Genomic DNA, 25,703 nt, shown 5'->3' on the forward strand with positions numbered 1-25,703 from the left:
CCTGGCTGTCGCCCGCTACGCCGGTCGAGCCCACAAGGGCGCCATCCGCCAATGGCCGGAACATCGCATTCCAAGGATGATGGGATGACTGCGACAGCCGTTCCTGCCGCTCCGGGCCTTGGTGGAGCTGAGGGGATTCGAACCCCTGACCTCTGCAGTGCGATTGCAGCGCTCTCCCATCTGAGCTACAGCCCCAAGGCGCTGGCCTTCTAGGCCGTGCGTCGCGTGGATGTCAATCGCCTCCGTCGCCTCTTTCGGCCGGTCGCGACGATATTCTGCGGCAATCTCCCGGACTGGCCGAAGAAGGAAGATCGATGCGCGCCGTTCTCGACGTGGTTCTGCTCGCCCTGCAGATCTATGTATGGATCCTGATCGCCTCGGCCGTTCTGAGCTGGCTGATCGCTTTCAACGTCATCAACACCCGCAACCAGTTCGTCGCGACGGTCTGGGACATGCTCTACCGCATGACCGAGCCCGTGCTGCGGCCGATCCGCGAAAGGCTGCCCAATCTCGGCGGCCTCGACATCTCGCCGATCATCCTGCTGCTGATCATCTATTTCATCCAGAGCGTGATCATCCGCTACATCTACCCCAACGTCTTCTGACGCGGGCCGGGGCCTGGCGGCGGACCGGGGAGCGCTCTGCACGCAGCGCGACCCGCACGCGGGCACGACGCATTCGACCCGCCGGCCCTTGCGGGGCAGTATGCCGCGGTCGACAAACCGCGGAGACCGCCTCGTGTACAGCCCCGCCACGCCCTATCGCAGCCAGAACTGGACCCTGTCGAAGCCCTCCGCCAGCGGCCGGCACGGCATCGTCGTGTCGCAGAACCGGGAGGCCGCCGCGGCCGGGGCCGCGATTCTCGAGCAGGGCGGCAATGCGGCCGATGCGGCCGTGGCGACCTGCTTCGCGCTCGCCGCCGTCGAGCCCTGGAACAGCGGCCTCGGCGGCATCGGCTTCGCCGTCGTGCTGAAGGCGGGCGAAAGCCGGGCCCAGGTCGTCGATTTCGGACCGGTTGCCTCGCGTCGCGCCAACCCGGCGGACTATCCGCTGACCGGCGAGATGAAAAAGGATCTCTTCACCTGGCCCGAGGTCGTCGGCGACCGCAACATCCACGGGCCGCTTTCCTTCGTCACGCCGTCTTCGGTCGCGGGCTACGCCAAGCTGAAGGAGGCGTTCGGCTCCCGCCTGCCCCTCGCCGACCTGCTCGCACCCGCCATCGCGCTCGCCCGGCGCGGCCTGCCGGCCGACTGGTACACCACGCTGAAGGTCGCCTCCTCCGCATCCGTCCTGAGGCTCTATGCGGAAAGCGCCCGGATCTACCTGCCCGGAGGCCTGCCGCCGGTGCCGCCTTACCAGGGCTCCCCGGGCTTCATGGTGCTCGGCGAACTGCCGGCCACGCTGGAGCGGCTGGCGCAGGCCGGGCTTGACGATTTCTATCGCGGCGACATCGCCCGGCGCATCGCGGCCGACATCGCGGCCGCCGGTGGCGTCGTCGATGCCGAGGATCTGGCGCAGTGCCGGGCGGAACTGCGCCCCGCCCCGGCCATCGCCTGGCGCGACAGCCATCTGGTCCACACCGCCGGGGGGCTCACCGCCGCACCGACGCTGGAGCGCGTCGTCGCCGGCATGGCCGATGCGCCGGTGGACGCCCACGGCCCCTCCCCCGCCTGGTTCGCCAAGCTCTCCGACGTGATGCGGCAGGCCTATCGCGAGCGGCTCTCCGGCCTCGGCGCGGCGGCCGCGAAGGAGCCGGGCGACACCTGCACGACGCATCTCACGGTGGTCGACCGCGAGGGCAACCTCGTATCGGTCACCACCACGCTGCTCTCCTCGATGGGCAGCCGGGTCGTGCTGCCCTCGACCGGCGTGCTGATGAACAACGGCATGATGTGGTTCGATCCGCGACCCGGCAGCGCCAACGCCATCGCCCCCGGCGCCCGCCCGCTCTGCAACATGCTGCCGGTCGTGGTGACGCCGAAGGACGGCGGCTGGCCGCGTCTGGCCGCAGGATCGTCCGGCGGCCGGCGCATCCTCGCCAGCGTCTACCAGACCCTCGCCTGGCAGCTCGATTTCGGCATGGACACCGAGGCGACCGCGCATCAGCCGCGCATCGACGTCTCCGGACCGGATTCCACGAGCGCCGATCTGCGCCTGCCGGCCGAGACGCTTGCCGCGCTGGAAGCGGGCGGCCCGACGACGCTCGTCGAGCACGCGGTCCTGCCGATCAACTTCGCCTGCCCGAATTTCATCCGCGTCGACCGCGGCGGAGCCGAAGGTTCGAGCGACGCCGCCTCGCCCTGGTCGGCGGCGGTCGCGGCGGCGTCCTGAGGCGACACACGAAAAAGGGCGGCCGCGACGGCCGCCCTCGATGATACGGCTTTGGCGCGGCGCTCAGCCGCGCTTCACGCCCCAGGGATAGGGCGCCGAACCCGCCAGGATGCCCGTGAGGGTCTTGCGATAGGCGGTCCGGCTGACGAACTGGCCGAGCGGGATCGTCGCGACCTCTTCGAGCGCGAGCCGGCCCAGCTCCTTGGCGGCCTTTCTCTGCCCGTCCTCGTCGGGCGCGTAGAGCCAGGTCTCGGCGAGCTGCTCGGCCTTGTCGCTCTTCCACCAGCCGAACCAGCCCTTCTCGCCCTGGCCGCGGACCAGGGAGGACAACGCCGGATTGCCCCAGCCCGTCGCCGAGCCGGTGGTGTGGAAGATGCTCCAGCCGCCCTTCTCGACCGGTTCGCGGCTGCTGCGGCGCTGGACGACGGTGCCCCAGTCGCTCGCCGCCATCTCGACGTTCATGCCGAGCTTCTTCAAGAGTTCGAAGGTGACCTCGCCGAGCGGACCGATATCCGGGAAGTCGGTCGGGTTGATGATCACCACCTTCTCGCCGTTGTAGCCGGATTCCTTGAGCGCCGCCTTCGCCTTCTCGAGGCTCTGCGGCATCAGATCTTCCTGCTCGCCATCGTAATAGGGCGTGCCGCGCCACCACAGATTGCGGCAGGTCTGCCACAGCGTGGTGTCGTCGCCCTGCGTCGCCCGCATGTAGTCCTCCTGCTTCACCGCCATGCGGACGGCTGCGCGGATCTTCGGGTTGTTGAAGGGCGGCTGGAGGTGGTTCAGGCGGATGATCGAGCCGCGGCCCGCCTTGTCGATGACCTCCTGCTTGATATCCGGGTTGCTCGCCAGCATCGGCTGCAGATCCGCAAGAGGCCGCTCCCACCAGTCGACCTCGCCGGTGGTCAGCGCCGCCGCCGCGGTGGCCGGATCGGGCAGGACGTGCCATTCGATCCGCTTGAAATGCGCGACCTTGCCGCCGGCGTTGCGGCTCGGCGGCTCGCTGCGCGGCTTGTAGCCGTCGAACTTCTCGTAGGCCACGCGGCTTCCGGAGACGTAGTCCGCGGCCACGAACTTGTAGGGCCCCGAGCCGATCATCTCCGTCACCTGGGTGTTGGCATCGGTCTTGGCCAGGCGCTCGGGCATGATCACCGGCGGCTGGTCCGACTTCGCCAGGCAGTCGAGCATCATCGGGAAGGGCCGCTTGAGCTTGATCTGCACCGTGCGTTCGTCCGGCGCGCCCCATTCCTCGACGGCGCGGCCGAGAAGCTGGCCGTAGGGATCGCGCTGGGTCCAGCGCTTCAGGCTAGCGGCGCAGTCGGCGGCCTTCACCGGCGTTCCGTCATGGAACATCAGCCCTTCGCGCAGCTTGATGCGCCAGGTCTTGCCGTCGGCGGAAACCTCGTGCCCTTCCGCCATCTGCGGCTGCGGCTTCAGCTTCTCGTCGGTGCCGAAGAGCATGTCGAAGACGTAATAGCCGTGATTGTTGGTCACGGTGGCGGTCGTCCAGACCGGATCGAGCGCCGACAGATTGGCCTGCGGCACGAACTTCATCAGCGTGGCGGAGGCGGCCTGCGCGGCCGCCCGTTGCGGCAGGGCCGGACCTGCCAGGCCAAGTGCTGCCGTCCCCATCAGGAACTCGCGACGTTTCATCAGTAGTCTCCCCGTTATGGTTGGTGGTTGATTGACGGCCCCGGCGACGGCCGGAGCCGAAGGCGCGTTCAGGCGAAGCCCATGAAATTCGGGCTCTCGCTGATCGGCCGGGCCTTGGCGAGACCGGCCAGGTCCGGAATCGGCCGGGCTGTCAGCGGATCGCCGGCGAGCGCCTCCTCCAGCGCCGCCGCCACCGCCAGCACCTTGGCGTCGCCGCCGCGCGGTCCCACGATCTGCAGCCCGAACGGCATGCCGTTGCGATCGAGCCCCACAGGCAGCGAGATCGCCGGATGTCCGACGATGGTGACGGCATAGGCCAGCGCGAGCCAATGGAAATAGGTCCGGGTGGCCTTGCCGTCGATCTCGGCGGGGAAGAGCTCGGTCCAGGGCCGCGGGCTCAGCGTCACCGCCGGCGACAGGATGACGTCGTAATCCTCGAAGAAGCGCTGCCAGCGGTGGTAGATCGCCGTCTGCTGCTGCATGGCGCGGGTCACGTCGAGCGCGGAATAGCGCAAGCCCTCCTCGACATTGGCGCGCACGTTGGGCCCGACCATGTCCGGCGTGTCGCGAACCTTGTCGAGATGCGCCGCGAGGAAATTGCTGGCACGCAGGATTTCGAAGACCTCGTCCGTGCCCTCGCAATCCGGCGTCGCCTCCTCGGCAGCCCGGAAGAGATGGCTGAAGGCCTTGGTCTTGTCGAAGAAGGTGTCGCGGATCAGCCGCTCGGTCGGGGCGAAGCCGAAATCAGGGGTCAGCGCCACCTTGAGCGAGGCGAGATCGATCGCGCCGGGCCGCGCAAAATCCTCCGGCCGGCGCACGGTCCGGCCATCGATCGTGGTCGCCAGCGGATCGGCCCCGTTATCGGAGACGATGGCGGAGAGCAGCAGGCAGAGATCCGGCACATTGCGCGCCATCGGGCCGAGCACCGGCAGCGGCGACCAGCCGAGCTGGCGCTTCTCGCTCGGCACGAGACCGGGCGTCGGCCGGAAGCCGACGATCCCGTTGAAGGCGGCGGGGTTGCGCAGCGAGCCGCCGGTATCGGAGCCGGTCGCGAGCGGCACCATGTTCGTCGCCAGCACGACGCCCGAGCCGCCCGACGAGCCGGCGGCGCTCTTCGACGGGTCGAACGGGTTTCCGGTCGCGCCGTAGACGGCGTTGCGGGTATTGGCGCCGGCTCCCCATTCGGGCGTGTTCGTCTTGCCGGCGATGATGGCGCCGGCCTTGCGCACCGAGGCGACGATCAGCTGGTCCTGCTTCGGCACGAAATCGCGGTAGAGCGGGCTGCCATAGGTGGTGCGCAGCCCCGCGACGTTCTCGAGATCCTTGATGCCGACCGGCAGGCCGTGCAGGGCGCCGAGCGCGTCGCCGCGCGCCGTCGCCTCGTCGGCCGCAAGCGCATCCTTGCGGGCCTTGTCGTCGTCGCGCGCCACCATGGCGTTGACGGCCGGATCGACCGCGTCCATGCGGCGGATGCAGCTGTCGAGCAGTTCGCGGGCGGAGAGCTTCCTGGAGCCGATGAGAGTGCGCGCGGCGATGGCGCTGAGATCGCAGGGTTCGGTCAAGACAGGCTCTCCATTGCGCGTCCGGCCATGCAGGCGATATGCCGGATCGGCCTCGGCAGCTCAGCCTAGAGGGTGTCGGGACGAATGGACAAGGCGCGAACGCGACATGGGGGGCAGGACCTGGGCACCCGGCCGGTTTCGGCCGGCGGGGCGAGCGACGTGCCGGCGCCGTGGCAGGTGACCCGGGAGGGCGTGGTCCTGACGGTCCGGCTGACCCCGCGCGGCGGACGCGACGCCCTCGAGGCCGTCGAGACGCTCGCCGACGGACGCAGCGTGCTGAAGGCGCGGGTGCGCGCCGCACCGAGCGAAGGCGAGGCCAACGCCGCCCTGCTGGCGCTGCTCGCCCGCGAATTCGGCCTGCCGCGCTCCCGGCTCGCGATCACCGGAGGCACCACGGCGCGGCTGAAGGCCGTCCTGCTGCAAGGCGACCCGGCGGCGCTGACCGAGGCGCTGCGGCGGCGTTTCATTCCGGCTTGACGCAGGAGCCCGCTGCCGCGATGCAGCATCCCGCTTGACGGGCGCTGCGGTTTCCTGTTCCAGAGAGCCATGGACAAGCCCGCGGTTCCCTTTCCCCAGCGGCTCACGGAAGGCTACCGGGCCTTCCTCGACGATCGTTTCGTGCGCGAGCAGGATCGTTACGAGGAGCTCGGGGAAAACGGCCAGACGCCCCAGATCATGCTGATCGGGTGCTGCGATTCCCGCGTTTCGCCGGAGGTCATCTTCGATGCCCGCCCCGGTGAGATGTTCGTGGCGCGCAACATCGCCAACCTCATCCCGCCCTTCCAGCCCGACGACCAGCTCCACGGCACCTCGGCCGCGCTCGAATATGCGGTGCAGGCGCTGAAGGTCCGGCATATCGTCGTGCTCGGCCATGGTCGTTGCGGCGGCATCCGCGCCTTCGCCGACGACAGCCAGCAGGCGCTCTCGCCCGGCGACTTCATCGGCAAGTGGATCACCCTGATCGCACCGGCAGCCGAGCGCACCGGCGGCCGCGGCCGCAACGAAAGCTTCGACGACTACCTGCACCGCCTCGAGCTGGCATCCATCCAGCAATCGCTCGAGAACCTGCGCACCTTCCCCTGCGTGAAGATTCTCGAGGAGAAGGGGCGGCTGCATCTGCACGGCGCCTTCTTCGCCGTCGCGACCGGCGTTCTCATGATCCTCGACCCGGCGACGGGCCAGTTCATCCCAGCCGTGGGTGAGATGCCCAAACGCGTTCAGCAGATCCGCTGCTCCGAGGCCTGAGACGGCTCACTCCCCGTCCGCGAGCGGATGAAGATCGCGCACCATGCTCTTCAGCCGCTCGTCGAGGACATGGGTGTAGATCTGCGTCGTGGCGATATCGGCATGGCCGAGCAGCTCCTGCACGACCCGAAGATCGGCCCCGTTCTGCAGCAGGTGGCTGGCAAAGGCGTGGCGCAGGACATGCGGGCTCAGCGGTGCGCCCGGCAGGCCGGCCGCTCCTCCCAGCGCCTTGAGCTCGCGCCCGAAGGCCTGGCGCGTCAGGTGCCCGCTCTCGCCGTCGGAGGGGAAGAGCCAGCGGGTCCCGCCCTGCCCGGCCTCGTTCAGCGCCTCGAGCCAGGCGCGCGCGGCCAGGCGCGCCGCCTCGTTCAGCGGCACGAGCCGCTCCTTGTCGCCCTTGCCGCGCACGATCAGGAAGCGCTCGCGCGTCGTCGCGGCCGAAAGCGGCAATGCGATCAGCTCCGAGACCCGCAGCCCGGTCGCATAGAGCATCTCGACGAGGCAGCGCATCCTGAGCGCCCGGAGCCGGGCTGCCGGCGTCGTGCCCGCCCGCTCGCAGGCTTCGCGCGCCGCGCCGAGCAGCCGGTCCACGGCGTCGATCGTGATCACCTTCGGCAGCGGGCGGCCCTGGCGCGGCCCCTGGATCGCCGCGGCGGGGTCGCCGGGCGAAAGCCCCTCGGTATAGAGGAAGCGGTGAAATTGCCTGACCGCCGAAAGCCGCCGTGCCGCCGAGGAGGCCTTCAGGCCGCGCGCGGCCAGGTCGGCGAGCCAGCCGCGGATCTCGTCCGCGCTCACGCCTTCGAGCGGCTTGCCGCCGAGAAAGACCAGGTAGTCCGAGATGTCGCGCTCATAGGCGTCGAGCGTGTTGCGCGCCGCGCCGCGCTCGGCGGCCAGCATGTCGAGGAAGGCGTTGAGGCGCTGGCGCGGAATCCGGCTCACGGCGAACGCTAGAGCATCGGACCGAAAAGTGGAATCCGCTTTTCGGAAAAATGCGATGCTCCAGCCATGGGAGAGATCCTCGTTATCGCGTCCGATGGGACGCGCGACGATCTAGGGGCTCCTGGGCTGCAGTTTGGCCGGCGGCACGATCTCGATCATCTCGCGCTTCTCCGGCTGGACGAAGGTGACCAGCGCCACCATGCCCGCGAAGATCAGCCCGGCGATGACGGCGATGAAGAACAGGAACCGGAACAGGGTCGGCACGTCTGGCGAACTCTCGCTCTGTTCTGCGGCATCGGCCTCGTCCGAACGCCGCGTCTGGCTTTCGCGGCCGATCGGCTTGCAGATCCCGGCGCCGGACCCTTATCAGCGATGGCGCGCGGCCGACGCAAGGGCATGTGCGCCACAGCGATGCGTAAAACTCTCTGGACCCGGCGACGCAGGGGCGTGACAGAGGCATGACGGACGCGGCGGGTGATGCTACATCCCGCCCGAGGATCAAGAGCCAGCATGACCGCCGCGACCATACCAGTTCCGGAGACCGCCGACCTGCGCAGCGCGCTCGGCGGCCGCGCCGTCGTTCTGGTCGGCATGATGGGCTCCGGCAAGAGCTCAGTGGGCCGGCGGCTCGCGTCGCGGCTGGGCATGTCCTTCATCGACGCCGATGCCGAGATCGAGACGGCGGCGCGCATGACGATCCCCGAGATCTTCGAGCAGCGCGGCGAGGCCGAGTTCCGCGAAGGCGAGAAGCGCGTCATCGCCCGCATTTTGGCGACCCAGGCGCCCGTCGTGCTCGCAACCGGCGGCGGCGCCTTCATGAACGCCGACACGCGGGCGCGGGTGCGGGAGCTCGGCATCTCGGTCTGGCTCAAGGCCGAGCCCGACGTCCTGATGCGCCGGGTGCGCAAGCGTTCGAACCGCCCGCTGCTGCAGACCGCCGACCCCGAGGGCACGTTGCGGGCCATGCTGGCGCAGCGCGAGCCGGTCTATGCCCTCGCCGATCTCACCATCCAGTCGCGCGACGAGCCGCATGAGGTGATCGTCGGCGATATTGTCGCCGCATTGGAGCGCCATCTTGGCCTGGCGGTCGGCGGAGTCGCTGCACCATGAACGCCACCCAACCCGGCAAGCCCGGAGCCCGTATCACCGTCCCCGTCGCGCTCGAAGGGCGCGGCTACGACATCCACATCGGCCGCCACCAGCTCTGCGAGGCCGCGGCCCTGATCGCCGCTTTCGCGCCCGGCGCCCGCGCCGCCCTCGTCACAGACGAGAGCGTGGCCGCGCTGCACGGCAACGCCTTCGAGACCTGCCTGCACCAGGAAGGCATCAGCGCCACCCGCATCACCATCCCGCCCGGCGAGGCCTCGAAATCCTACGCCCAGTTCGTCGCGCTCTGCGATGCTCTGCTGGCGGCCAAGATCGAGCGAAACGACCTTGTCATCGCCTTCGGCGGCGGCGTCGTCGGCGACCTTTCCGGCTTCGCGGCCGCGGTGCTGCGCCGCGGCGTGCGCCTGGTCCAGGTGCCGACCACCCTGCTCTCGCAGGTCGATTCCTCGGTCGGCGGGAAGACCGGCATCAACTCGCCCCACGGCAAGAACCTGATCGGTGCCTTCCACCAGCCTTCGCTCGTCATCGCCGACACCGCGCTGCTCGACACCCTGAGCGAGCGCGAGTTCAAGGCCGGCTATGCCGAGGTGGTGAAATACGGGCTGATCGACGACCCCGGCTTCTTCGACTGGTGCGAGGCGAACTGGAACCGCGTCATCGCCGGCGGCCCGGAGCGCGACCATGCCGTCGCCGTTTCCTGCCGCGCCAAGGCGGCCATCGTCGCCCGCGACGAGCGCGAGGAGGGCGACCGCGCCTTGCTCAATCTCGGCCACACCTTCGCCCATGCGCTCGAGCGCCTGACGAAATACGACTCCAGCCGGCTCGTCCATGGCGAGGCCGTCGCGATCGGGCTCGCGCTCGCCTTCCGCTTCTCGCAGCGGCTCGAGCTGTGTTCGGGTCAGGACGCGATCCGGGTGTCGCGCCATCTCGACCATGTCGGCCTGCCGAGCCGCCTGCAGCAGGTTCCCGGCGGGGCCGGCAGCGCCGAGGAGATTCTCGCCGCCATGGCCCAGGACAAGAAGGTCAAGCGCGGCGCGCTGACCTTCATCCTCGCCCGCGGCATCGGCAAGAGCTTCATCGCGCCGGGCGTCGCCGCCGAGGAGGTCAAGGGCTTCCTCGAAGCCGAGCTCGCCGCCAACGGCGCTGCGCACTGATCGGGCCGGCCCGGCCTCGAAGCAGCGGAGCGGATTGCGCCCTCAGCCCGGCATTTTGGCCAGGAAGTCGCTGGCGCGGTAGTCCCGGCCGACGCCTTCGACGAGCATCGTGACGCTGCGCGAATGCTCCGTGCGCAGCGGCAGGATCTCCCGGTAGGCCGGTGAGTCGTACCAGCCGCGCGCCCGTTCCATGTCGGGAAAGGCGATGATCACGAGATCGCCGGGCCAGGGCCCCTCGACGATCTCCGGCGTCGCTCCATGGATCAGGAACCGGCCGTCATAGGGCGCAAGCGTCTCGTCGATGCGGGCGATGTAGTCGAGGATCTGTGGGCCGAGCCGGACATCCTGCAAGTGGGCGATGGCATAGGCGGTCATGTATCTCTCCTGCAATCGGCGGCCGGAAGGCCGTTCGTTGCGGAGAACCATGACGGCGGGAACGCCTGAGGGCGATTACCACAGCGGTAATCGTTCAACCGTCAGGGGCTGAAAACCAGCACCAGGAAGACGAAGAACACCGCCAGATGCACGGCGCCTTCGAGCATCGTGGTGCGCGTGCCGGTGAAGGTCAGCGTCGACAGCAGCAGCGTCATGGCGGCGATCACCATGTTCGTCGCCGAGAGGCCGAGCACCACGGGCTGGCCGGTGAAGACGCCGATCAGCAGCACCGCCGGCACCGTCATGCCCAGCGTCGAGGCGGCGGCGCCGAGGCACAGGTTGATGGCGCGCTGCAGCTGGTTGCCCGTGATCGCCCGCAGCGCGGCGATGCATTCGGGCGTGAACACGACCATGGCGATCAGGATGCCGCCGAGTGCCGGCGGCGCTCCGAGCCTGGCGATGCCGAAATCCAGCACCCCCGCCAGACTCTTCGACAGGATCACGATCGGCAGGATGTTGGCGAGCAGCAGCCCGACATGCGGCAGGATCTCCCGCGCCGAGGAGGAAGGTGCAGACTCCTCAGCGATCGCCGCCGGCACGGCCGGCCTCTCGCCCTCCGGCTCCGGCTCCGGCTCGCGGAAGAACATGCGGTGCCGCCCCGTCTGCAGGGCCAGGAAGGCGCCGTAGAGCGCCACCGTGAAGATCGAGAAGGCGATCGCCTGGAACGATGTCAGCGTGCCGTCGGCGGTCGAGGTCGTGAAGTTCGGCAGGAACAGCGGGATCACGGTCAGCGGAATTATGACCCCGAGATAGGACGAGGCGCCCTTGAAGTTGTAGCGCTGCGAGAAGTGCCGCAGGCCGCCGATCAGGAGGCCGATGCCGACCACGCCGTTGAGCACGATCATCAGCACCGCGAACATCGTGTCGCGGCCGAGCGTCGGCGCGCCCTTGGCGCCGAGCATCACGGCGCCCACGAGGGCGACCTCGATGATCACGATCGAGAGCGTCAGGATCAGCGTGCCATAGGGCTCGCCCAGCCGGTCGGCCAGGTCCTCCGCCTCGTGCACCACGCCGAACGCGGCCCAGACGATCACCACCAGCAGCCAGAGGAAGATCAGCAGGGAGGGCAACGGCGAGCCCAGCAGCCCCAGCAGGCTCCCGCCGAACGCGAGAAACACGGCGACGGAAGCCCAGGCGGCGGCGAGGCGAAGAAGCATCATACTGAAATGGCTCTGGTGATCGGCGGCAATGCCGCGACTGTCGCATAATCATGCTGCCCTGTCTTGGCGGGCGCCCCCCGCACCGCCGCCGGTCTCGCCGCGCCCGCGGCTATTTTCCGTCGTACTGCTTCAGCATCTCCCGGCCCTCCGGCCCGGCCTTGCGCTGCCACTCCTCGACGGCCATACGCCCGGCCTTGGCGAGGGCCAGGGCGAGATCCGGCGGGACCTCGGTCCGGATCGCGACCTTGTTGGCGCGCATGCGCGCGTAGTTCTCGCCGAGGCGGGTGCGGATCGCCGCCCATTGCCGCTGCTCGGTCTCCTGCGCTGCCGCGTCGACGACCTGCCGGAGGTCGGCCGGCAGCGCCTCGTAGGCTGCGAGATTGACCGAGGCGATCGAGATCGGCATCGCGTAGTTCACCTCGGTGAAATTCGGCAGATAGTCCCAGAGATTGCGCCCCGCCCCGCCATCGCCGGAGGACAGCACCGCGACGACCGAGCCGTCCTTCACCTTCGGCATCGCATCGGCGAAGGACAGGTTGGCGGCCTTGGCGCCCGCGGCGTTCATCACCGCGGTCGAGGTCGCGTCATAGGTCCGGATCGACAGGCCCGTCAGGGCCGCGGCCGAGTCGAGCGGCGTCTTCGACCAGATGCCCGAGGCCGGCCAGGGGGTGGTGTAGAGCAGCTTCTGGCCGAAGCCGGCGAGCTTCTTCTCATAGGCCGGCCGCGCCAGATCGGTGAGCCGGCGCGCATCGTCGATCGACGTCGCCAGGAACGGCAGGGAGGACAGGCCGAACAGCGGATCGACCGCGCCGAGCGCCCCGGCGAAGGCGTCGCCGGCCGCCACCTCGCCCTTCTGCACGGCGGCGATCATCTGCGCCGACTTGATGCCGCGCTTGGCGTCGAAGCTCGGCTTGACGGTCAGGCGCCCGCCGGCCCGCTCGTTCACCAGCCTGGCGAAGTTGGCGACGCCTTCTCCTGGAATGGCCGTCTCCGGATATTCCGTCGGCATTTCCCAGCTGGTCTGGGCCAAGGCGGCACCCGCACCGAAGACGAGTCCGGAAACCAGGAAGCCGGCTTTGAGCCATCGCATGACAAGTCCCTCCGTCAGTTCGCCGGAACACTCCAGCAAGAGGGGTGAGCCCTCGTCAATCGGCCCGCAATTTCTGCGCCAGCGGGCTCGCCGTCTCGACAGCGGGTTCCGGAGCGGGCTTGTCGGCGACGAGATATTGCGCCCGGGCCAGCGCCGCGAAGCGCCCGCCCTTGGCGACGAGCTCGTCGAAGGTTCCCATCTCCTCGACCTCGCCCTGCTCGAAGACGAGAATGCGGTCGGCGTTGCGGATCGTCGCGAGTCGATGCGCGATGACGAAGGTGGTGCGCCCCTTCATCACCTCCTCCAGCGCCTTCTGCAGCTTGACCTCGGTTGCGGCGTCGAGCGCCGAGGTCGCCTCGTCGAGGATCAGGATCGGCGGGTCCTTGAGCAGGGCGCGGGCGATCGAAAGCCGCTGGCGCTCGCCGCCGGAGAGCGTGCGGCCGCGCTCTCCCACCAGCGTGTCGAGCCCGTCCGGCTGGCGCGCCATCACCTCGGCGGCCTGAGCCCGGTCGAGCGCCTGCATCATCTCGGCATCGGTGGCATCGGGCTTGCCGACCTGCAGGTTCTCGCGGATCGAGCGGGCGAACAGCATCGGCTCCTGGAAGACGACGCCGATGTTGCGCCTGAGCGACAGCAGCGAGATTCCACGGATATCGAGGCCGTCGATGGCGATCCGGCCCGATTGCGGATCGAAGGCGCGGTGCAGCAGCCCGAGCGTCGTCGACTTGCCGGAGCCCGTCGAGCCGACCACCGCGATCGTCTCGCCCGGCTGGACGGCGAAGGAGACGTCCCGCACCGCGGCGCGCTTGCCGTCATAGGAGAAGGAGACATCCTCGAAGGCGACGGCGCCGGCCAGCCGGCCGGGGTCCGGAGCGTTCGGCAGGTCGCGCACCGTGGGCAGCGTATCGAGCACCTCGAAGAACTCGCGCATCTTCGGCGCCTGCATGAAGATGAAGTTCACGAAGGCGACGATCTGCTCGAGCCGCCCGACGAGCATGGTGGCGAAGCCCATGAAGGTGACGATCTCGCCGACCGTCGTCTGGCCGTGCATCAGGAGCCAGGTTCCGACGATGAAGATCGCCAGCACCGTCAGCGTCGCCGAGGCCCGGGTCGCCACATTCGCGACCGCCCACCAGGACAGGACCGGCAATTGCGCGGCAAGCACGTTGGCGATGGTGGAGCGCAGGCCGCGCACCTCGGCCTCGATGCGGGTGAAGCTCTGGATCACCGGCACGTTGCCGAGGGCATCCGACGCCTTCTCCGCCAGGCTCGAATGGTAGGATTCGACGTTGCGCTGGAGCTGGTCGGTCCGGCGCAGCACGAAGCCGGTCAGGAGGCCGAACAGCACGACCAGGCCGATCAGCAGCAGCCCGAGCTGCCAGTTCTTCCACAGCGTCAGCGGCAGCAGCACGAAGAGCGCGACGATCGAGGCGCAATGCTCGCGGAAGAAGGAGAGCCAGAGGCCCCACATCGCGCTCGCGCCGTCGAGCATCACCTTGAGCACGCGGCCGGAATGGGTCTGCGTGTGATAGGCGAGCGGCAGGGTCAGCGCATGCTCGAAATACTCAGCCATGACCGCGAGCCGGCGCCGGTGCGCCAGCCGGTCGGCATGCAGCGCGACGAAGACGCCGAGCCCGATATTGGCGAGGCCGAAGCCGACCCAGGCGAAGATCAGATAGTCGATGGCGTCCCAGCTCAGCCTGCCGCCGGAGGACTGGATGGTGGTCAGCCGGTCGATCAGCGCGCCGAACAGCATGGGCTCGGCGAAGGCGACCGCCGCCAGCAGGATGTTGGCGAGCGCCAGCACTAGGCCCAGCCGCTTTTCCGGGCCGAGCTCAGCGAGGACGCGGGCATAGAGGGCAAGCAGGGACATCGCTGCGAGCTTTAACGCATCGTCCCGAAAAGTGGAGTGCGGTTTTTCGAAAAGCCGGGACGGCATCGGGCTCGGACCGGAGCCAGCATCGCCTCGTACCGGCGTTCTGCCGGTCTCATGGGCGGGCCGGGCAGAGCGCCTCGGCCAGCGCCTCCGGTGTCACATCCGCGATCGCCATCTGCAGCTTGTAGGCTTGCGTCTTCGCGCCGGGCTGCATCACCAGGATGACCGTTTCGGTTCCCGGACAGCTCGGATCGGCACAGAGGATCTCGTTGACGGCGACGACAGCCGTCTCGGCGAGTCCGAGCAGCTCACGGACCCCTGTCTTCAACCGCTCGGCCGCGGCCTTGGCCTCGGCTTTCGCGCCGTCGTGCCCGCGGGCCTCGCCCTTGCCGAAGAGCCCGAAGCGCATCGTGCCTAAGCCGGCAGCGTCAGCACGCCCGCGGCGCCGTCCTCGGCACCGAAGGCCAGCCGCTTGCCGCCCTTGTCCCAGGCGAAGGCGCTGATCCCGCTGCCCTTCTGCGCCGGCCGCACCAGCAGTTCGGAGCCGTCGGTCAGGCGCACCAGCAGGATGCAGCCATCGTCATAGCCGATCGCCAGCACCAGCGCTCCGGGATGGAACGCCACCCGCGTGACGCGGGCGTGGCGGACACCGCATTCGCGCGGCGCCTTGCCCTGCGGCCCGTCGCCCTGGAAGGGCCAGACGATCGCGCCGTCGGCGCCGCTGGAGGCGAGCCAGAGCCCGTCATGCGACCAGGACAGCGAACGCGGCTTGGCGGGGTAGCCGGTCATCCGCATGTGGCTCGGCTTGTCGCCGAGCTTCCAGCCATGCAGCGCGTTCTCCTGCATCGAGGTGACGACGAAGCGCCCGTCCGGCGACCAGGCCACGTCGAGATGCGAGCCCTTCCATTCGAGGAATTCCGGCTTCGCCTCGGTGTTGGGATACCAGAGCGAGACGCCGTTCATCTGGGCGATCGCGAGGCGATAACCCTTCGGCGCGAAGACCAGGCCCTGCGGCGTGCTCGCCGCTTCGAGCGTGCGGATGCGGCCCTTCTCGTCGCGGGCATGCACGGTCTTGCCGGTGTTCCAGGCGAGGTTGCCGCCAGCCGAGAGCGTGATCGCGTCGATCCAGCGCCGCTTCGGGTCCTTCGCCAGCTCTTCCGGTTCGCCCTCGGCGCCGGTCGCGACGACGCGCCCGTCGTCGCCGCCGGAGATCAGCCGGTCCTTGTCGCCGGTGGCGCAGAGGATGCCGCCGGCATGGGCCTCGACGATGTCGGTCGCGCCGTCGCGCCAGCGCAGCACGCGCCCGTCGGCAAGTCCGAGGACGAGCGCCTGCTTCAGCCAGCGGACGGCGACGACATGCGTCTCCGCCTTGATCGGGACGACATGCTCGCGCAGCGAGACGGATGGGTTCGGTGCAGTCATGACGCGGCTTTAACTCAGGCCGCGCAGGCTTCAAACCCCTTGCGCAAGGCGGCCTCGTCAAGCTCGCGCCCGATGAACACCAGCCGGCTCTCGCGCTTCTCGCCGGCCTTCCAGTCCCGCTGCAGGTCGCCGTCGAGGATCATGTGCACGCCCTGGAAGACGAAGCGGCGCGGCTCGCCCTTGAAGGCGAGGATGCCCTTGGAGCGCAGGATGTTCGGTCCCTGGATCTGGCTGAGGTCGTTGATCCAGGGCATGAATTTCTCCGGATCGACATCGCCGGGAATGGTCAGCGAGATCGAGCGCACATCCTCGGCATGATGATGGTGATGGCCGGATTCGAGGAAATCCGGCTCGATGTCGAGAATGCGATCGAGATCGAAGGCGTTGCGATCGAGCAGAGCGGCGATATCGACATTGGCGCGCTCGGTCTTGTGCAGCTTGGCATAGGGGTTGATGGCGCGGATCGCCGCCTCGACCTCGGCCAGTTCTTCCGCCGAGACGAGGTCGGTCTTGTTCAGAATGATGACGTCGGCGAAGGCGATCTGATTCTTCGCCTCCGGCGCGTCCTTCAGCCGGTCCTTCAGCCATTTGGCGTCGGTGACGGTGACGACCGCGTCGAGCCGCGTCGCGTCGCCGACGTCCTGGTCGACGAAGAAGGTCTGCGCGACCGGGGCCGGATCGGCGAGGCCGGTCGTCTCGACGATGATAGCGTCGAACTTGCCCTTGCGCTTCATCAGCCCGTCGAGGATGCGGATCAGGTCGCCGCGAACGGTGCAGCAGATGCAGCCGTTGTTCATCTCGAAGACCTCCTCGTCGGCACCGACGACGAGGTCCCCGTCGATTCCCGCCTCGCCGAACTCGTTGACGATGACGGCAAACTTCTTGCCGTGCTCCTCGGTGAGGATTCGGTTCAGCAGCGTGGTCTTGCCGGCGCCCAGATAGCCGGTGAGCACCGTGACGGGAATCTTGTCGGACATGGGTCTACCTGATGGCTGATGGCACAGGGGACAACGCCGGCCGGTCAGGCCGGGCCGGCGGCGAGCGCCTTCTCGATCTCGCTTATATTGTGCTTCATCATGTCGATGTAAGTCCCCGCCGGGCCGGAAGCGTCGGAGAGCGCGTCGGAATAGAGCTCTCCGCCGATCCTGGCGCCGCTTTCCCTGGCGATCTGCTCGATCAGGCGGGGATTGCTGATGTTCTCGAGAAACACCGCCGGCACCTTCTGGGCCTTGATCTGCCGGATGATGCGGGCGACGTCCTTGGCCGAAGCCTCGGATTCGGTCGAGACGCCCTGCGGCGCGATGAAGTCGATTCCATAGGCCTTGATGAAATAGCCGAAGGCGTCATGGGTGGTGATCGCCTTGCGGCGGTCGGCCGGAATGCGCGCGACTGCCGCCTTGACCTCGCCTTCGACCACGTCGAGCCTGGCGAGATAGGCGGTGGCATTGGCGTCGTAGCTCGCCTTGCCGGCCGGGTCGGCCGCCGCCAGCGCATCGCGGATATTGGCGACGTAGATGCGCGCATTGGCGATGTCCTGCCAGGCATGCGGGTCGTCATGGCCGTGATCGTGGCCATGGCCGCCCTCTTCCTCCGTCGCCTCGATCGGCTTGATGCCCTTGGTCGCCGTGACCACGGTTGCCTTCGTGCCGGAGGACTTGATCAGACGCGGCAGCCAGCCCTCGAGATGCAGCCCGTTGATGACGACGAGCTTGGCCGCGGTCATCGCCTTGGCGTCGGCCGGGGTCGGCGAATAGACATGGGCATCGCCGTTCGGCCCGACCAGCGAGGTGACGCTGACCCGGTCGCCACCGACCTGCTTCACGAAATCGGCAAGTACCGAGAGGCTCGCCACCACCGGCATCTTGTCCTGGGCGAAGACAGCGGAGGGGAGCGCGGCGAGAGCGAGCCCCGCGACGAGGGTGGCGGCAAGGCTGCGACGGCTGGGCATGAAAGTCTCCGCTCGAAGTGAAACGATATAACGTTTCTAGCGTTCGAGATGTGGCCGGATCAAGGCGCGCCGCGCAAGGCCGTCCTGCGATCCGAACAGGAGCGAGAGGAGATAGAGGCAGCCCGCCGCCAGGATGATCGCCGGACCGGCAGGCAGGCTCGAGCCCGCCGCATAGGAGACGACCAGCCCGGCATAGCCCGCCACAAGGCCGAAGCCCGTCGCCAGCAGCAGCAGCCGCGTGATGTCCGCCGTCCAGAACCGGGCCGCGGCCGCCGGCAGCATCATCATGCCGACCGCGAGCAGCGTGCCCAGCGCGTTGAAGCCGGCGACAAGGTTGAGCACCACGAGCGCGAGGAAGGTCAGGTGCACGAAACCACCCGAGCGGCTGACCGAGCGCAGGAAGCCGGGATCGACGCATTCCAGCACCAGCGGCCGGTAAAGCGCCGCCAGCGCCAGCAGCGAGACGGTCGCGACCCCGGCGAGTAGGATCAGAACGCCATCGTCGAGCGCCAGCACGTTGCCGAAGAGCACGTGCAGCAAGTCGATCGCCGAACCGCGCAGAGAGACTATGGTGACGCCGAGCGCCAGCGAGATCAGGTAGAAGGCGGCGAGCGAGGCATCCTCCTTCAGCACCGTCGCGCGGGCGACCGCACCGGCCGCGAGCGCGACAGCGAAGCCGGCAGCGAGCCCGCCGATCGTCATCGCCGGTAGCGAGAAGCCGGCGACGAGATAGCCGAGCGCCGCGCCCGGCAGGATCGCGTGAGCCATGGCGTCGCCGGTCAGGCTCATCCGCCGGAGCATCAGGAAGACGCCGATCGGGGCGCCGGAGACCGACAGCGCCGTCACGCCGACGAGCGCACGGCGCATGAAATCGAATTCGGCGAAGGGGCCGATGAGGAGATCGTAGAGCATCGGCCTGACCGGAACGGAGCTTCAGGCCGCGTCGCGCCGGCACGGGGCGGCGTGGCTGTCGAAGGACTCGACCATGCGGCGCGCCGCGAGCAGGTTTTCCGGCGTCAGAACGGCCTCGGTCGCCCCCCAGGCGACCGCTTCGCGCGCCAGCAGCAGCGTCTGCGGAAACGTCCTGCGCACGGTCTCCATGTCGTGCAGCACCGCGACGACGGTCCGGCTCTCGCCATGCCAGCGCTGCACCAGGGCCAGCAGGTCGGCGGTGGTGCGCACGTCGATGGCGGTGAACGGCTCGTCCAGCAGGATCACGTCGGCATCCTGCAGCAGCAGCCTTGCGAACAGCGCGCGCTGCATCTGTCCACCGGAGAGCGTGCCGATCGGTCGGCGCTCGAAGCCGGTCAGTCCCACCGCCGCGATGGCGTGCTCGACCTTGTGCGCCGCCGCGGCGCCGATCCGCCCGAAGATTCCGGCGCGGTTCCACAGCCCCATGGCGACGAGGTCGTAGACATGGATCGGGAAGGACCGGTCGAGCTCGGCCGATTGCGGCAGATAGGCCAGGCGCTTGCCCTTCGCGACGGAAACGCTGCCGGAGAGCGGCGTGATTGTCCCGGTGATGCCCTTGAGCAGCGTCGACTTGCCGGCGCCGTTCGGCCCGACGATCGCGGTCAGGCTCCCCGCGGCGACCTCGCCCGACAGATGATGGACGGCCGGGTGGCGATCGTAGCCGAGCGTCAGGTCGGACAGGCGGATGGCGGACAACGCGAACTTCCTTCAGACGATGACGGCGAGCGTCGCGGCCCACAGCAGGACGACCAGAATGGCGGCCAGCCCGACGCGGCTCCCGGCCGAGAGCCGCAGCAGCGACCAGCCGGGATGATCCGGGCCGGTGGCCGGCGCGGCATGACGGTGCCCGTGATCGTGCGCGTGAACCATGCGAGATGATATAATGTTACGTCGACGGCCGCACAAGCGCGATCTCGGCCTGTGGAAACGGCCGGCTTGGGCCGTCCCGCCGGGCCGGACCGGCGGCCCGCATCCGACTATTGGCCTAAAGACGCAGTGCCCGGGGTAGCCTTGCGCTTGCCCATGCGCGATAACGTCATCAAAAACACGCAACCGAACCGGCCAGCCAAGCCGGAGATCGTCAGGGAGTCATCATGAAGTCGCTCTTCAGCCGCCGGCAGCTCGCCGGCCTCGCCGCTGCCGTCATCGCCGCCTCGGCTCCGGCCGGCGCCCGCGCCGAGCAGTTCATCAACATCCTCACCGGCGGCACCTCGGGCGTCTATTACCCGATGGGCGTAGCCCTCTCGAAGATCTTCGGCGAGAAGATCAAGGACGTGCGCCCGACCGTGCAGGCGACCAAGGCCTCGGTCGAGAACCTCGTGCTGCTGCAGCAAGGCAAGGGCGAGCTCGCCTTCACCCTCGGCGACTCGCTCGATGCCGCCTGGAAGGGCGAGGAGGAAGCCGGCTTCAAGGCCCCGCTCAAGAAGCTTCGCGGCGTCACCGCGATCTATCCGAACTACGTGCAGATCGTCGCCTCGAAGGAGAGCGGCATCAAGACGCTGGCCGATCTCAAGGGCAAGCGCCTCTCGGTCGGAGCGCCGAAATCCGGCACCGAGCTCAACGCCCGCGCCATCCTCGCCGCCGCCGGGCTGACCTACAAGGATCTCGGCAAGGTCGAGTACCTGCCCTTCGCCGAGTCGGTCGAGCTGATGAAGAACCGCCAGCTCGACGCCACCCTGCAGTCGGCCGGCCTCGGCGTCGCCTCGCTGCGCGACCTCGCCACCTCGGTCGACATCACCGTCGTCGAGGTGCCGCCGGCGACCGTCGAGAAGGCGGGCCCGCCCTTCGTCAAGGCGACGATCCCGGCCAACACCTATGGCGGCCAGACCGCGGCGGTCGAGACCGCCGCCGTCGTCAACTATCTCGTCACCCATCAGGGCGTCAGCGACGATCTGGTCTACCAGATGACCAAGGCGATGTACGAGAACCTCGGCGACCTCGCCGCCGCCCATGCGGCCGGCAAGGCGATCAAGCTCGAGAACGCGCTGCAGGGCATGCCGATCCCGCTGCACCCCGGCGCGGCGAAGTACTTCAAGGAGAAGGGTCTGAAGGTCGGTTCTTGAGCCGTCCGGACGGATCTTGCTTTCGGGCGGGGCCGCACGGCCTCGCCTTTTTGTGTCTCGGGGTTGGTGAGCCATGAGCGAAGACAAGCACACGCCTTTGGCGACGCCCGATATCGGTGGCGTCCCGGTCGAGGGATCGCAGCCGATCGTCGATCCCGAGCACGGCCTGCCGCCGGGCTTCGGCGCCGGCTGGGCCGGGCGCCTGCTGTTCTGGATCGCGGTCGCCTTCTCGCTGTTCCAGATCGCGACCGCCTTCAACGTGCCGTTGGACCACCGGCTCCTGGGCATCGACATCATCGACCTGCTGCGCGCCGCGATCGTGCTCTGGGCCGTCGCCATCGTCGTCCAGGCAGTGCGCGGCAAATCCTATGCCGAGATGCTGCTGGCCTGGATTCCGATCGCGGCCGTGGTCGAGATCCTCGCCCGCTTCGAGGGCTCCGTGCCCAACCAGGTGCTGCGCGCGCTGCATGTCGGCATGCTCTGCCTCGTGGCGGGCGGCCTGCTGGCCCAGCACAAGAGCCACTCCCGCGCCGCCGTGGCCCTGGCCTGGGCGCTCGCGCTGGCCGGGTTCGCCATCGGCCTCTATCACTGGTTCTTCTACGAGGACCTCGTCGCCCGCGCCGGGGAGCTGACCCAGTCCGACCTCGTCGTCGGTATCGCCGTCATCGTCGTGCTCTTCATCGTCTGCTGGCGCTTCATGGGCCCGGCCCTGCCGATCGTCGCCGGGCTGTTCCTGGCCTATTGCCTGCTCGGCCAGTACCTGCCCTCGCCGATGAACCACCGCGGCTACTCGCTGGAGCAGGTGATCGAGCACATGTCCTTCGGCACCGAGGGCGTCTACGCGACGCCGACCGGCGTCTCGGCAACCTTCATCTTCCTCTTCATCCTGTTCGGCTCCTTCCTGGAACGCGCCGGCATGATCCAGCTCTTCACCGACGTCGCCATGGGCCTGTTTGGCGGCGCCCGCGGCGGCCCGGCCAAGGTCGCGGTGTTCTCCTCGGCGCTGATGGGCACGATCTCGGGCTCCGGCGTCGCCAACGTCGTCTCGACCGGCCAGTTCACCATTCCGCTGATGAAGCGCTTCGGCTATCGCCCGGCCTTCGCCGGCGGCGTCGAGGCCACGGCCTCGATGGGCGGCCAGATCATGCCGCCCGTCATGGGCGCCGTCGCCTTCATCATGGCCGAGACCATCGACGTGCCCTATGCGGCGGTGGTCCAGGCCGCGATCGTGCCCGCGATCCTCTACTACGCCGCCGCCTTCCTTGCGGTGCATCTGGAGGCGGGCAAGCGCGGGCTGGTCGGCATGCCGCGCTCGGCGCTGCCGAGCGCCGGCAAGGCGCTGCGCGAGAAATGGTATCTCATCCTGCCTCTCGCCGTGCTCGTCTATCTGCTCTTCGCCGGTTACACGCCGCTCTTCTCGGGCTCGGTCGGCCTCGCCCTGACCGTCGTTCTCATCCTCGGCGGCTCCTTCATGATGGGCGTCGGCTCGCTGGCCGTGCGGGTGCTGTTCTGGGTGGCGCTCGGCCTGCTCTGCGGGCTGTTCTTCTGGTACGGCATCCTCGTCATCGTCGCGCTCGTCGTCGCGCTGATCCTCGCCAACCTCGTCGTGAAGGGCGGGGCGGAAACCGTGGCCGCCTGCCGCGAGGCGCTGGCGGACGGCGCGCGCCAGGCGATCCCGGTCGGCATCGCCTGCGCCGTCGTCGGCATCGTGATCGGCACGATGACCCTGACCGGCGTCGGTACGGTGTTCGGCAACGCCGTCGTCGCCGTCGGCCAGAACTCGCTGTTCCTTGCGCTGGTGCTGACGATGATCGTCAGCCTGATCCTCGGCATGGGCATCCCGACCATCCCGAACTACATCATCACCTCGTCGCTGGCGGCCCCGATCCTGCTCAAGCTCGGCGTGCCGCTGATCGTCAGCCACATGTTCGTCTTCTATTTCGGCATCATGGCCGATCTGACGCCGCCGGTGGCGCTGGCTGCCTTCGCGGCGGCGCCGATCGCGAAGGAATCCGGCTTCAAGATCGGCTTCCAGGCGCTGAAGATCGCGATGGCCGGCTTCGTCATCCCCTACATGGCCGTCTACGATCCCGCGCTGATGCTGCAGCCGCAGGAAGGCCTGACCGGCATCTCCTACGCCGTCGCCGCCGCCTACATCATCGTCAAGACGCTGCTCGCGATCTTCCTCTGGGGCGCGGCGACGATTGGCTTCATGAAGCGCGACATGCCGCTCTGGGAGCGCATCGCCGCGATCGTCGCCGCCTTCTCGCTGGTTCTCGCGCTGCCGGCCACCGACGAGATCGGCTTCGCGCTCGCGGCCCTGGTCATCGGCCAGCATTTCTGGCGGGCCCGCGCGGCCGCGGCGGCGGCATGAGCATCTGTCTGGCCACGGGCGCACTCGCCGTGACGCTGGGTCGCGGCGAGATCACGCTCGGCTGGCGTCACTCGGTGCAGAAGACGCTGTGGGAGGAGGTCTGGCGCGAGACCCCGAAGGGTCTCGAGATCGTCGAGGCCCGCATCGAGAGCTCCGGCGCCGGCATGGACCCGCCCGACGGGTCGAAGCTGGTCGACGGCTTCTGGCGCTGGCACCCGAGCCTGCCGCCGCTGCACGAAGTCGTGATGCGGCGCTCCGGCGCCACCGCCGACTGGCACATCTGCATCGGCGGGGCCTGCAAGCCGATGGGCGCCTACCTGCCGGCCGATGCCGACCCGGTCACGCTGAAGGTCTGCGAATAGGCGAGGCGGCTCAGTCGACCGTGGTCAGGTGCTCGATCTTGAGCACCCGGCGCATCAGGTTGACCAGGCCATAGGCGGCGAACAGCGAGAAGATCGCCATCATCGCGTATTCGAACATCGCGCCGAGGTCGAACATGCCGGCGAGCGCCCAGCCAGCGGCGAGGGCGACGCCGAACAGCTCGACGGCGATCAGGATGCCGAGCGAAACCACGATGGTCAGGCTGCGCCAGTTGGTGTGCCGTCCGGCCATGCTGTCCTTCCTCCGAGCGCCTGCCCTGCGCAGGCGCATTCGGCGCGTGCCCGCATCTCTCGCACGGCCATGCGCGCAACGCACCTAGCGGAGCCTGCCGCTCCATGCAACAAAATCGCGCCCCGATCGACGCGTTTCGACGAGATGGGGACAGGCGGGGAGATCGAAAAGTCCTGATGCTCGATACACCGGTCTTCGGCGCCGCCGCGGTGGCCGCGCCTCACAGTCTCGCTTCCGAAGCCGGGCGCGCCATCCTGGCCGAAGGTGGCAACGCCATCGAGGCGATGGTGGCGATGGCGGCGACGATCGCCGTGGTCTACCCGCATATGAACGGCATCGGCGGCGACGGCTTCTGGCTGGTTCACGAGCCCGGCGGCCGGATGCACGGCATCGAGGCCTGCGGACCGGCCGGTTCGCATGCGACAATCGAGCGCTACCGTTCCAAGGACTACGACGCCATCCCGGCGCGCGGCCCCGAAGCCGCGCTGACGGTTGCGGGCGCGGTTGGCGGCTGGCGCCTTGCGCTCGAGCTGGCGGCAGCGCTCGGCGGGCGCCTGCCGCTGCGCGACTTGCTCGGCGACGCCGCCCGGCACGCACGGGAAGGCTACACGGTTTCGCCGTCGGAATGCCGCAACAGGCCCAACGAGCTGCAGGCGCTCAAAGCGGCCCCGGGCTTCCTCGACGCCTTCTGGCCGGAAGAAGCGGCGCCGAAACCGGGCACGCAGCGCCGGATGGCGGCGCTCGCGGATACCCTGCAGCAGCTTGCCGATGCCGGGCTCGACGATTTCTATCGCGGCGATGTCGGCCGCGAGATCGCCGCCGATCTGGAGCGGATCGGCGCGCCGGTCATCCGTGCCGATCTCGAACGCTTCCACGCCCGCAGCGTGACGCCGCTCTCGCTCGCCCTCCCCGGCCTCACGGTCTGGAACATGCCGCCGCCGACGCAGGGGCTCGCGGCGCTCGTCATTCTCGGCCTGTTCGAGCGGCTGGGCCGTGTCGAGCGCGACTCCTTCGCGCATCATCACGGGCTGATCGAGGCGACGAAGCGCGCGCTCGCCATCCGCGACCGCCACGTCACCGACCCCGCCCATGCGACCGGCGATCCGGCGTCCTGGCTGGGCGAGGCCATGCTGGCGCGCGAGGCGGCCATGATCGACGGCCGGCGCGCTGCATCCTGGCCGGTCAAGGAAAGTCATGGCGACACGGTCTGGATGGGCGCGATCGACCGCAAGGGCCTCGCCGTCTCCTACATCCAGTCGATCTACTGGGAATACGGCTCCGGCTGCGTGCTGCCGGCGACCGGCATCCACTGGCAGAACCGCGGCACCTCCTTCTCGCTCGATCCGGCTGCGGCTAATCCGCTGATGCCGGGCCGCAAGCCCTTCCACACGCTGAACCCGGCCTTCGCCCGCTTCGACGACGGGCGCATCCTCCCCTATGGCTCGATGGGCGGCGACGGCCAGCCGCAGTTCCAGGCGCAGATCCTGGCGCGCTACCGGCTCGGCCAGAGCCTCGCCGCCGCGGTCGACGCCCCGCGCTGGCTCTTCGGCCGGACCTGGGGCTCGGCCTCGACGGCGCTGAAGTTCGAGGATCGCTTCGACCCGGCGCTGCTGGAGCGGCTTGCCGCCGCCGGGCACCCGGTCGAGGAAACCGGCGAGGCCTATTCCGAAGGCTTCGGCCATGCCGGCATGCTGGTGAAGCATCCCGGCGGCCGCGTCGAGGCCGTGCACGACCCGCGTTCCGACGGCGACTCCAGGGGGATCTGA

General features: G+C 68.9%; 26 protein-coding genes and 1 tRNA gene. 10 read left to right on the forward strand and 17 right to left on the reverse strand.

What is annotated here, in order from left to right:
- Positions 1–119: 119 nt before the first annotated feature.
- Positions 120–195, reverse strand: a tRNA-Ala gene (locus tag BGO20_RS22180).
- A gap of 119 nt (positions 196–314) precedes the next feature.
- Here BGO20_RS22180 and BGO20_RS22185 point away from each other — a divergent pair.
- Positions 315–605 carry a YggT family protein gene (locus tag BGO20_RS22185; protein ID WP_291659665.1) on the forward strand — a complete coding sequence of 97 codons (291 nt, stop codon included), beginning with the start codon at positions 315–317 and terminating at the stop codon, positions 603–605.
- Between the two features lie 133 nt (positions 606–738).
- Positions 739–2,331 carry a gamma-glutamyltransferase gene (locus BGO20_RS22190; protein WP_291659667.1) on the forward strand — a complete coding sequence of 531 codons (1,593 nt, stop codon included), beginning with the start codon at positions 739–741 and terminating at the stop codon, positions 2,329–2,331.
- A gap of 63 nt (positions 2,332–2,394) precedes the next feature.
- Here the strand turns inward: BGO20_RS22190 and BGO20_RS22195 are convergent, their stop codons facing one another.
- Both BGO20_RS22195 and BGO20_RS22200 read right to left on the reverse strand, forming a co-directional pair.
- Positions 2,395–3,981, reverse strand: coding sequence for an ABC transporter substrate-binding protein (locus BGO20_RS22195; RefSeq protein ID WP_291659668.1), 1,587 nt, complete (start codon positions 3,979–3,981; stop codon positions 2,395–2,397).
- 68 nt (positions 3,982–4,049) lie between these two features.
- Entirely contained in the window at positions 4,050–5,543 is a 1,494-nt protein-coding gene (locus BGO20_RS22200; protein WP_291659669.1) for an amidase, read from the reverse strand.
- Positions 5,544–5,627: 84 nt separating this feature from the next.
- Between BGO20_RS22200 and BGO20_RS22205 the strand changes: the two genes are divergently transcribed.
- Both BGO20_RS22205 and BGO20_RS22210 read left to right on the forward strand, forming a co-directional pair.
- The gene (locus BGO20_RS22205) at positions 5,628–6,020 is read left to right on the forward strand and encodes a DUF167 family protein (protein WP_291659670.1); all 393 of its coding nucleotides are present in this window, start codon (positions 5,628–5,630) and stop codon (positions 6,018–6,020) included.
- A gap of 69 nt (positions 6,021–6,089) precedes the next feature.
- Positions 6,090–6,788 (forward strand): carbonic anhydrase, encoded by a 699-nt coding sequence (locus BGO20_RS22210; RefSeq protein ID WP_291659671.1) that lies wholly within the window; start codon positions 6,090–6,092, stop codon positions 6,786–6,788.
- A 6-nt stretch (positions 6,789–6,794) separates the two neighbouring features.
- Here BGO20_RS22210 and BGO20_RS22215 read toward each other — a convergent pair whose 3' ends face one another.
- Both BGO20_RS22215 and BGO20_RS22220 read right to left on the reverse strand, forming a co-directional pair.
- Complete coding sequence (locus BGO20_RS22215; RefSeq protein WP_291659673.1) at positions 6,795–7,724, reverse strand: site-specific tyrosine recombinase XerD; 930 nt, start codon at positions 7,722–7,724, stop codon at positions 6,795–6,797.
- 111 nt (positions 7,725–7,835) lie between these two features.
- Positions 7,836–7,988, reverse strand: a complete 153-nt coding sequence (locus tag BGO20_RS22220; RefSeq protein WP_291659674.1) for a histidine kinase — start codon at positions 7,986–7,988, stop codon at positions 7,836–7,838.
- 246 nt (positions 7,989–8,234) lie between these two features.
- Between BGO20_RS22220 and BGO20_RS22225 the strand changes: the two genes are divergently transcribed.
- The gene (locus BGO20_RS22225) at positions 8,235–8,834 is read left to right on the forward strand and encodes a shikimate kinase (protein ID WP_291659675.1); all 600 of its coding nucleotides are present in this window, start codon (positions 8,235–8,237) and stop codon (positions 8,832–8,834) included.
- Complete coding sequence (gene aroB / locus BGO20_RS22230) at positions 8,831–9,985, forward strand: 3-dehydroquinate synthase (protein ID WP_291659676.1); 1,155 nt, start codon at positions 8,831–8,833, stop codon at positions 9,983–9,985. The genes BGO20_RS22225 and aroB overlap by 4 nt, the downstream gene beginning before the upstream one ends.
- Before the next feature lie 42 nt (positions 9,986–10,027).
- On the opposite strand, the gene BGO20_RS22235 is transcribed toward aroB, so the two are convergent.
- From BGO20_RS22235 to BGO20_RS22285, 11 genes are all read right to left on the reverse strand, one after another.
- A complete protein-coding gene (locus BGO20_RS22235; protein ID WP_291659678.1) occupies positions 10,028–10,360 on the reverse strand; it encodes a DUF1330 domain-containing protein in 333 nt (110 codons plus the stop codon).
- A gap of 101 nt (positions 10,361–10,461) precedes the next feature.
- The gene (locus BGO20_RS22240) at positions 10,462–11,580 is read right to left on the reverse strand and encodes a calcium:cation antiporter (protein WP_291659679.1); all 1,119 of its coding nucleotides are present in this window, start codon (positions 11,578–11,580) and stop codon (positions 10,462–10,464) included.
- Positions 11,581–11,689: 109 nt separating this feature from the next.
- A complete protein-coding gene (locus tag BGO20_RS22245) occupies positions 11,690–12,670 on the reverse strand; it encodes a TRAP transporter substrate-binding protein (RefSeq protein ID WP_291659681.1) in 981 nt (326 codons plus the stop codon).
- A 55-nt stretch (positions 12,671–12,725) separates the two neighbouring features.
- Entirely contained in the window at positions 12,726–14,543 is a 1,818-nt protein-coding gene (locus tag BGO20_RS22250; protein ID WP_291659682.1) for a glucan ABC transporter ATP-binding protein/ permease, read from the reverse strand.
- Positions 14,544–14,658: 115 nt separating this feature from the next.
- On the reverse strand, positions 14,659–14,955 hold the full coding sequence (locus BGO20_RS22255; protein ID WP_291659684.1) for a hypothetical protein: 297 nt from the start codon (positions 14,953–14,955) through the stop codon (positions 14,659–14,661).
- Between the two features lie 5 nt (positions 14,956–14,960).
- Positions 14,961–15,968, reverse strand: a complete 1,008-nt coding sequence (locus tag BGO20_RS22260; RefSeq protein WP_291659686.1) for a WD40 repeat domain-containing protein — start codon at positions 15,966–15,968, stop codon at positions 14,961–14,963.
- A 14-nt stretch (positions 15,969–15,982) separates the two neighbouring features.
- Complete coding sequence (locus BGO20_RS22265; RefSeq protein ID WP_291659688.1) at positions 15,983–16,945, reverse strand: CobW family GTP-binding protein; 963 nt, start codon at positions 16,943–16,945, stop codon at positions 15,983–15,985.
- A 44-nt stretch (positions 16,946–16,989) separates the two neighbouring features.
- On the reverse strand, positions 16,990–17,916 hold the full coding sequence (locus BGO20_RS22270; protein ID WP_291659690.1) for a metal ABC transporter substrate-binding protein: 927 nt from the start codon (positions 17,914–17,916) through the stop codon (positions 16,990–16,992).
- A 36-nt stretch (positions 17,917–17,952) separates the two neighbouring features.
- On the reverse strand, positions 17,953–18,828 hold the full coding sequence (locus BGO20_RS22275) for a metal ABC transporter permease (protein ID WP_291659692.1): 876 nt from the start codon (positions 18,826–18,828) through the stop codon (positions 17,953–17,955).
- A gap of 21 nt (positions 18,829–18,849) precedes the next feature.
- On the reverse strand, positions 18,850–19,584 hold the full coding sequence (aztA, locus tag BGO20_RS22280) for a zinc ABC transporter ATP-binding protein AztA (RefSeq protein ID WP_291659694.1): 735 nt from the start codon (positions 19,582–19,584) through the stop codon (positions 18,850–18,852).
- 12 nt (positions 19,585–19,596) lie between these two features.
- Positions 19,597–19,758 carry a hypothetical protein gene (locus BGO20_RS22285; RefSeq protein ID WP_291659696.1) on the reverse strand — a complete coding sequence of 54 codons (162 nt, stop codon included), beginning with the start codon at positions 19,756–19,758 and terminating at the stop codon, positions 19,597–19,599.
- Between the two features lie 224 nt (positions 19,759–19,982).
- Here BGO20_RS22285 and BGO20_RS22290 point away from each other — a divergent pair, with 224 nt between their 5' ends.
- From BGO20_RS22290 to BGO20_RS22300, 3 genes are all read left to right on the forward strand, one after another.
- The gene (locus tag BGO20_RS22290; RefSeq protein ID WP_291659698.1) at positions 19,983–20,951 is read left to right on the forward strand and encodes a TAXI family TRAP transporter solute-binding subunit; all 969 of its coding nucleotides are present in this window, start codon (positions 19,983–19,985) and stop codon (positions 20,949–20,951) included.
- 73 nt (positions 20,952–21,024) lie between these two features.
- Positions 21,025–23,325, forward strand: coding sequence for a TRAP transporter permease (locus BGO20_RS22295; protein WP_291659700.1), 2,301 nt, complete (start codon positions 21,025–21,027; stop codon positions 23,323–23,325).
- Complete coding sequence (locus BGO20_RS22300) at positions 23,322–23,687, forward strand: DUF1850 domain-containing protein (RefSeq protein WP_291659702.1); 366 nt, start codon at positions 23,322–23,324, stop codon at positions 23,685–23,687. Before BGO20_RS22295 ends, BGO20_RS22300 begins: the two co-directional genes overlap by 4 nt.
- Before the next feature lie 10 nt (positions 23,688–23,697).
- Here BGO20_RS22300 and BGO20_RS22305 read toward each other — a convergent pair whose 3' ends face one another.
- Positions 23,698–23,937 carry a hypothetical protein gene (locus tag BGO20_RS22305; RefSeq protein WP_291659704.1) on the reverse strand — a complete coding sequence of 80 codons (240 nt, stop codon included), beginning with the start codon at positions 23,935–23,937 and terminating at the stop codon, positions 23,698–23,700.
- A 176-nt stretch (positions 23,938–24,113) separates the two neighbouring features.
- On the opposite strand from BGO20_RS22305, the gene BGO20_RS22310 reads away from it, so the two are divergent.
- On the forward strand, positions 24,114–25,703 hold the full coding sequence (locus BGO20_RS22310) for a gamma-glutamyltransferase family protein (protein WP_291659705.1): 1,590 nt from the start codon (positions 24,114–24,116) through the stop codon (positions 25,701–25,703).

Source organism: Allobosea sp. 67-29, from assembly GCF_001898115.1.
Classification (GTDB): domain Bacteria; phylum Pseudomonadota; class Alphaproteobacteria; order Rhizobiales; family Beijerinckiaceae; genus Allobosea.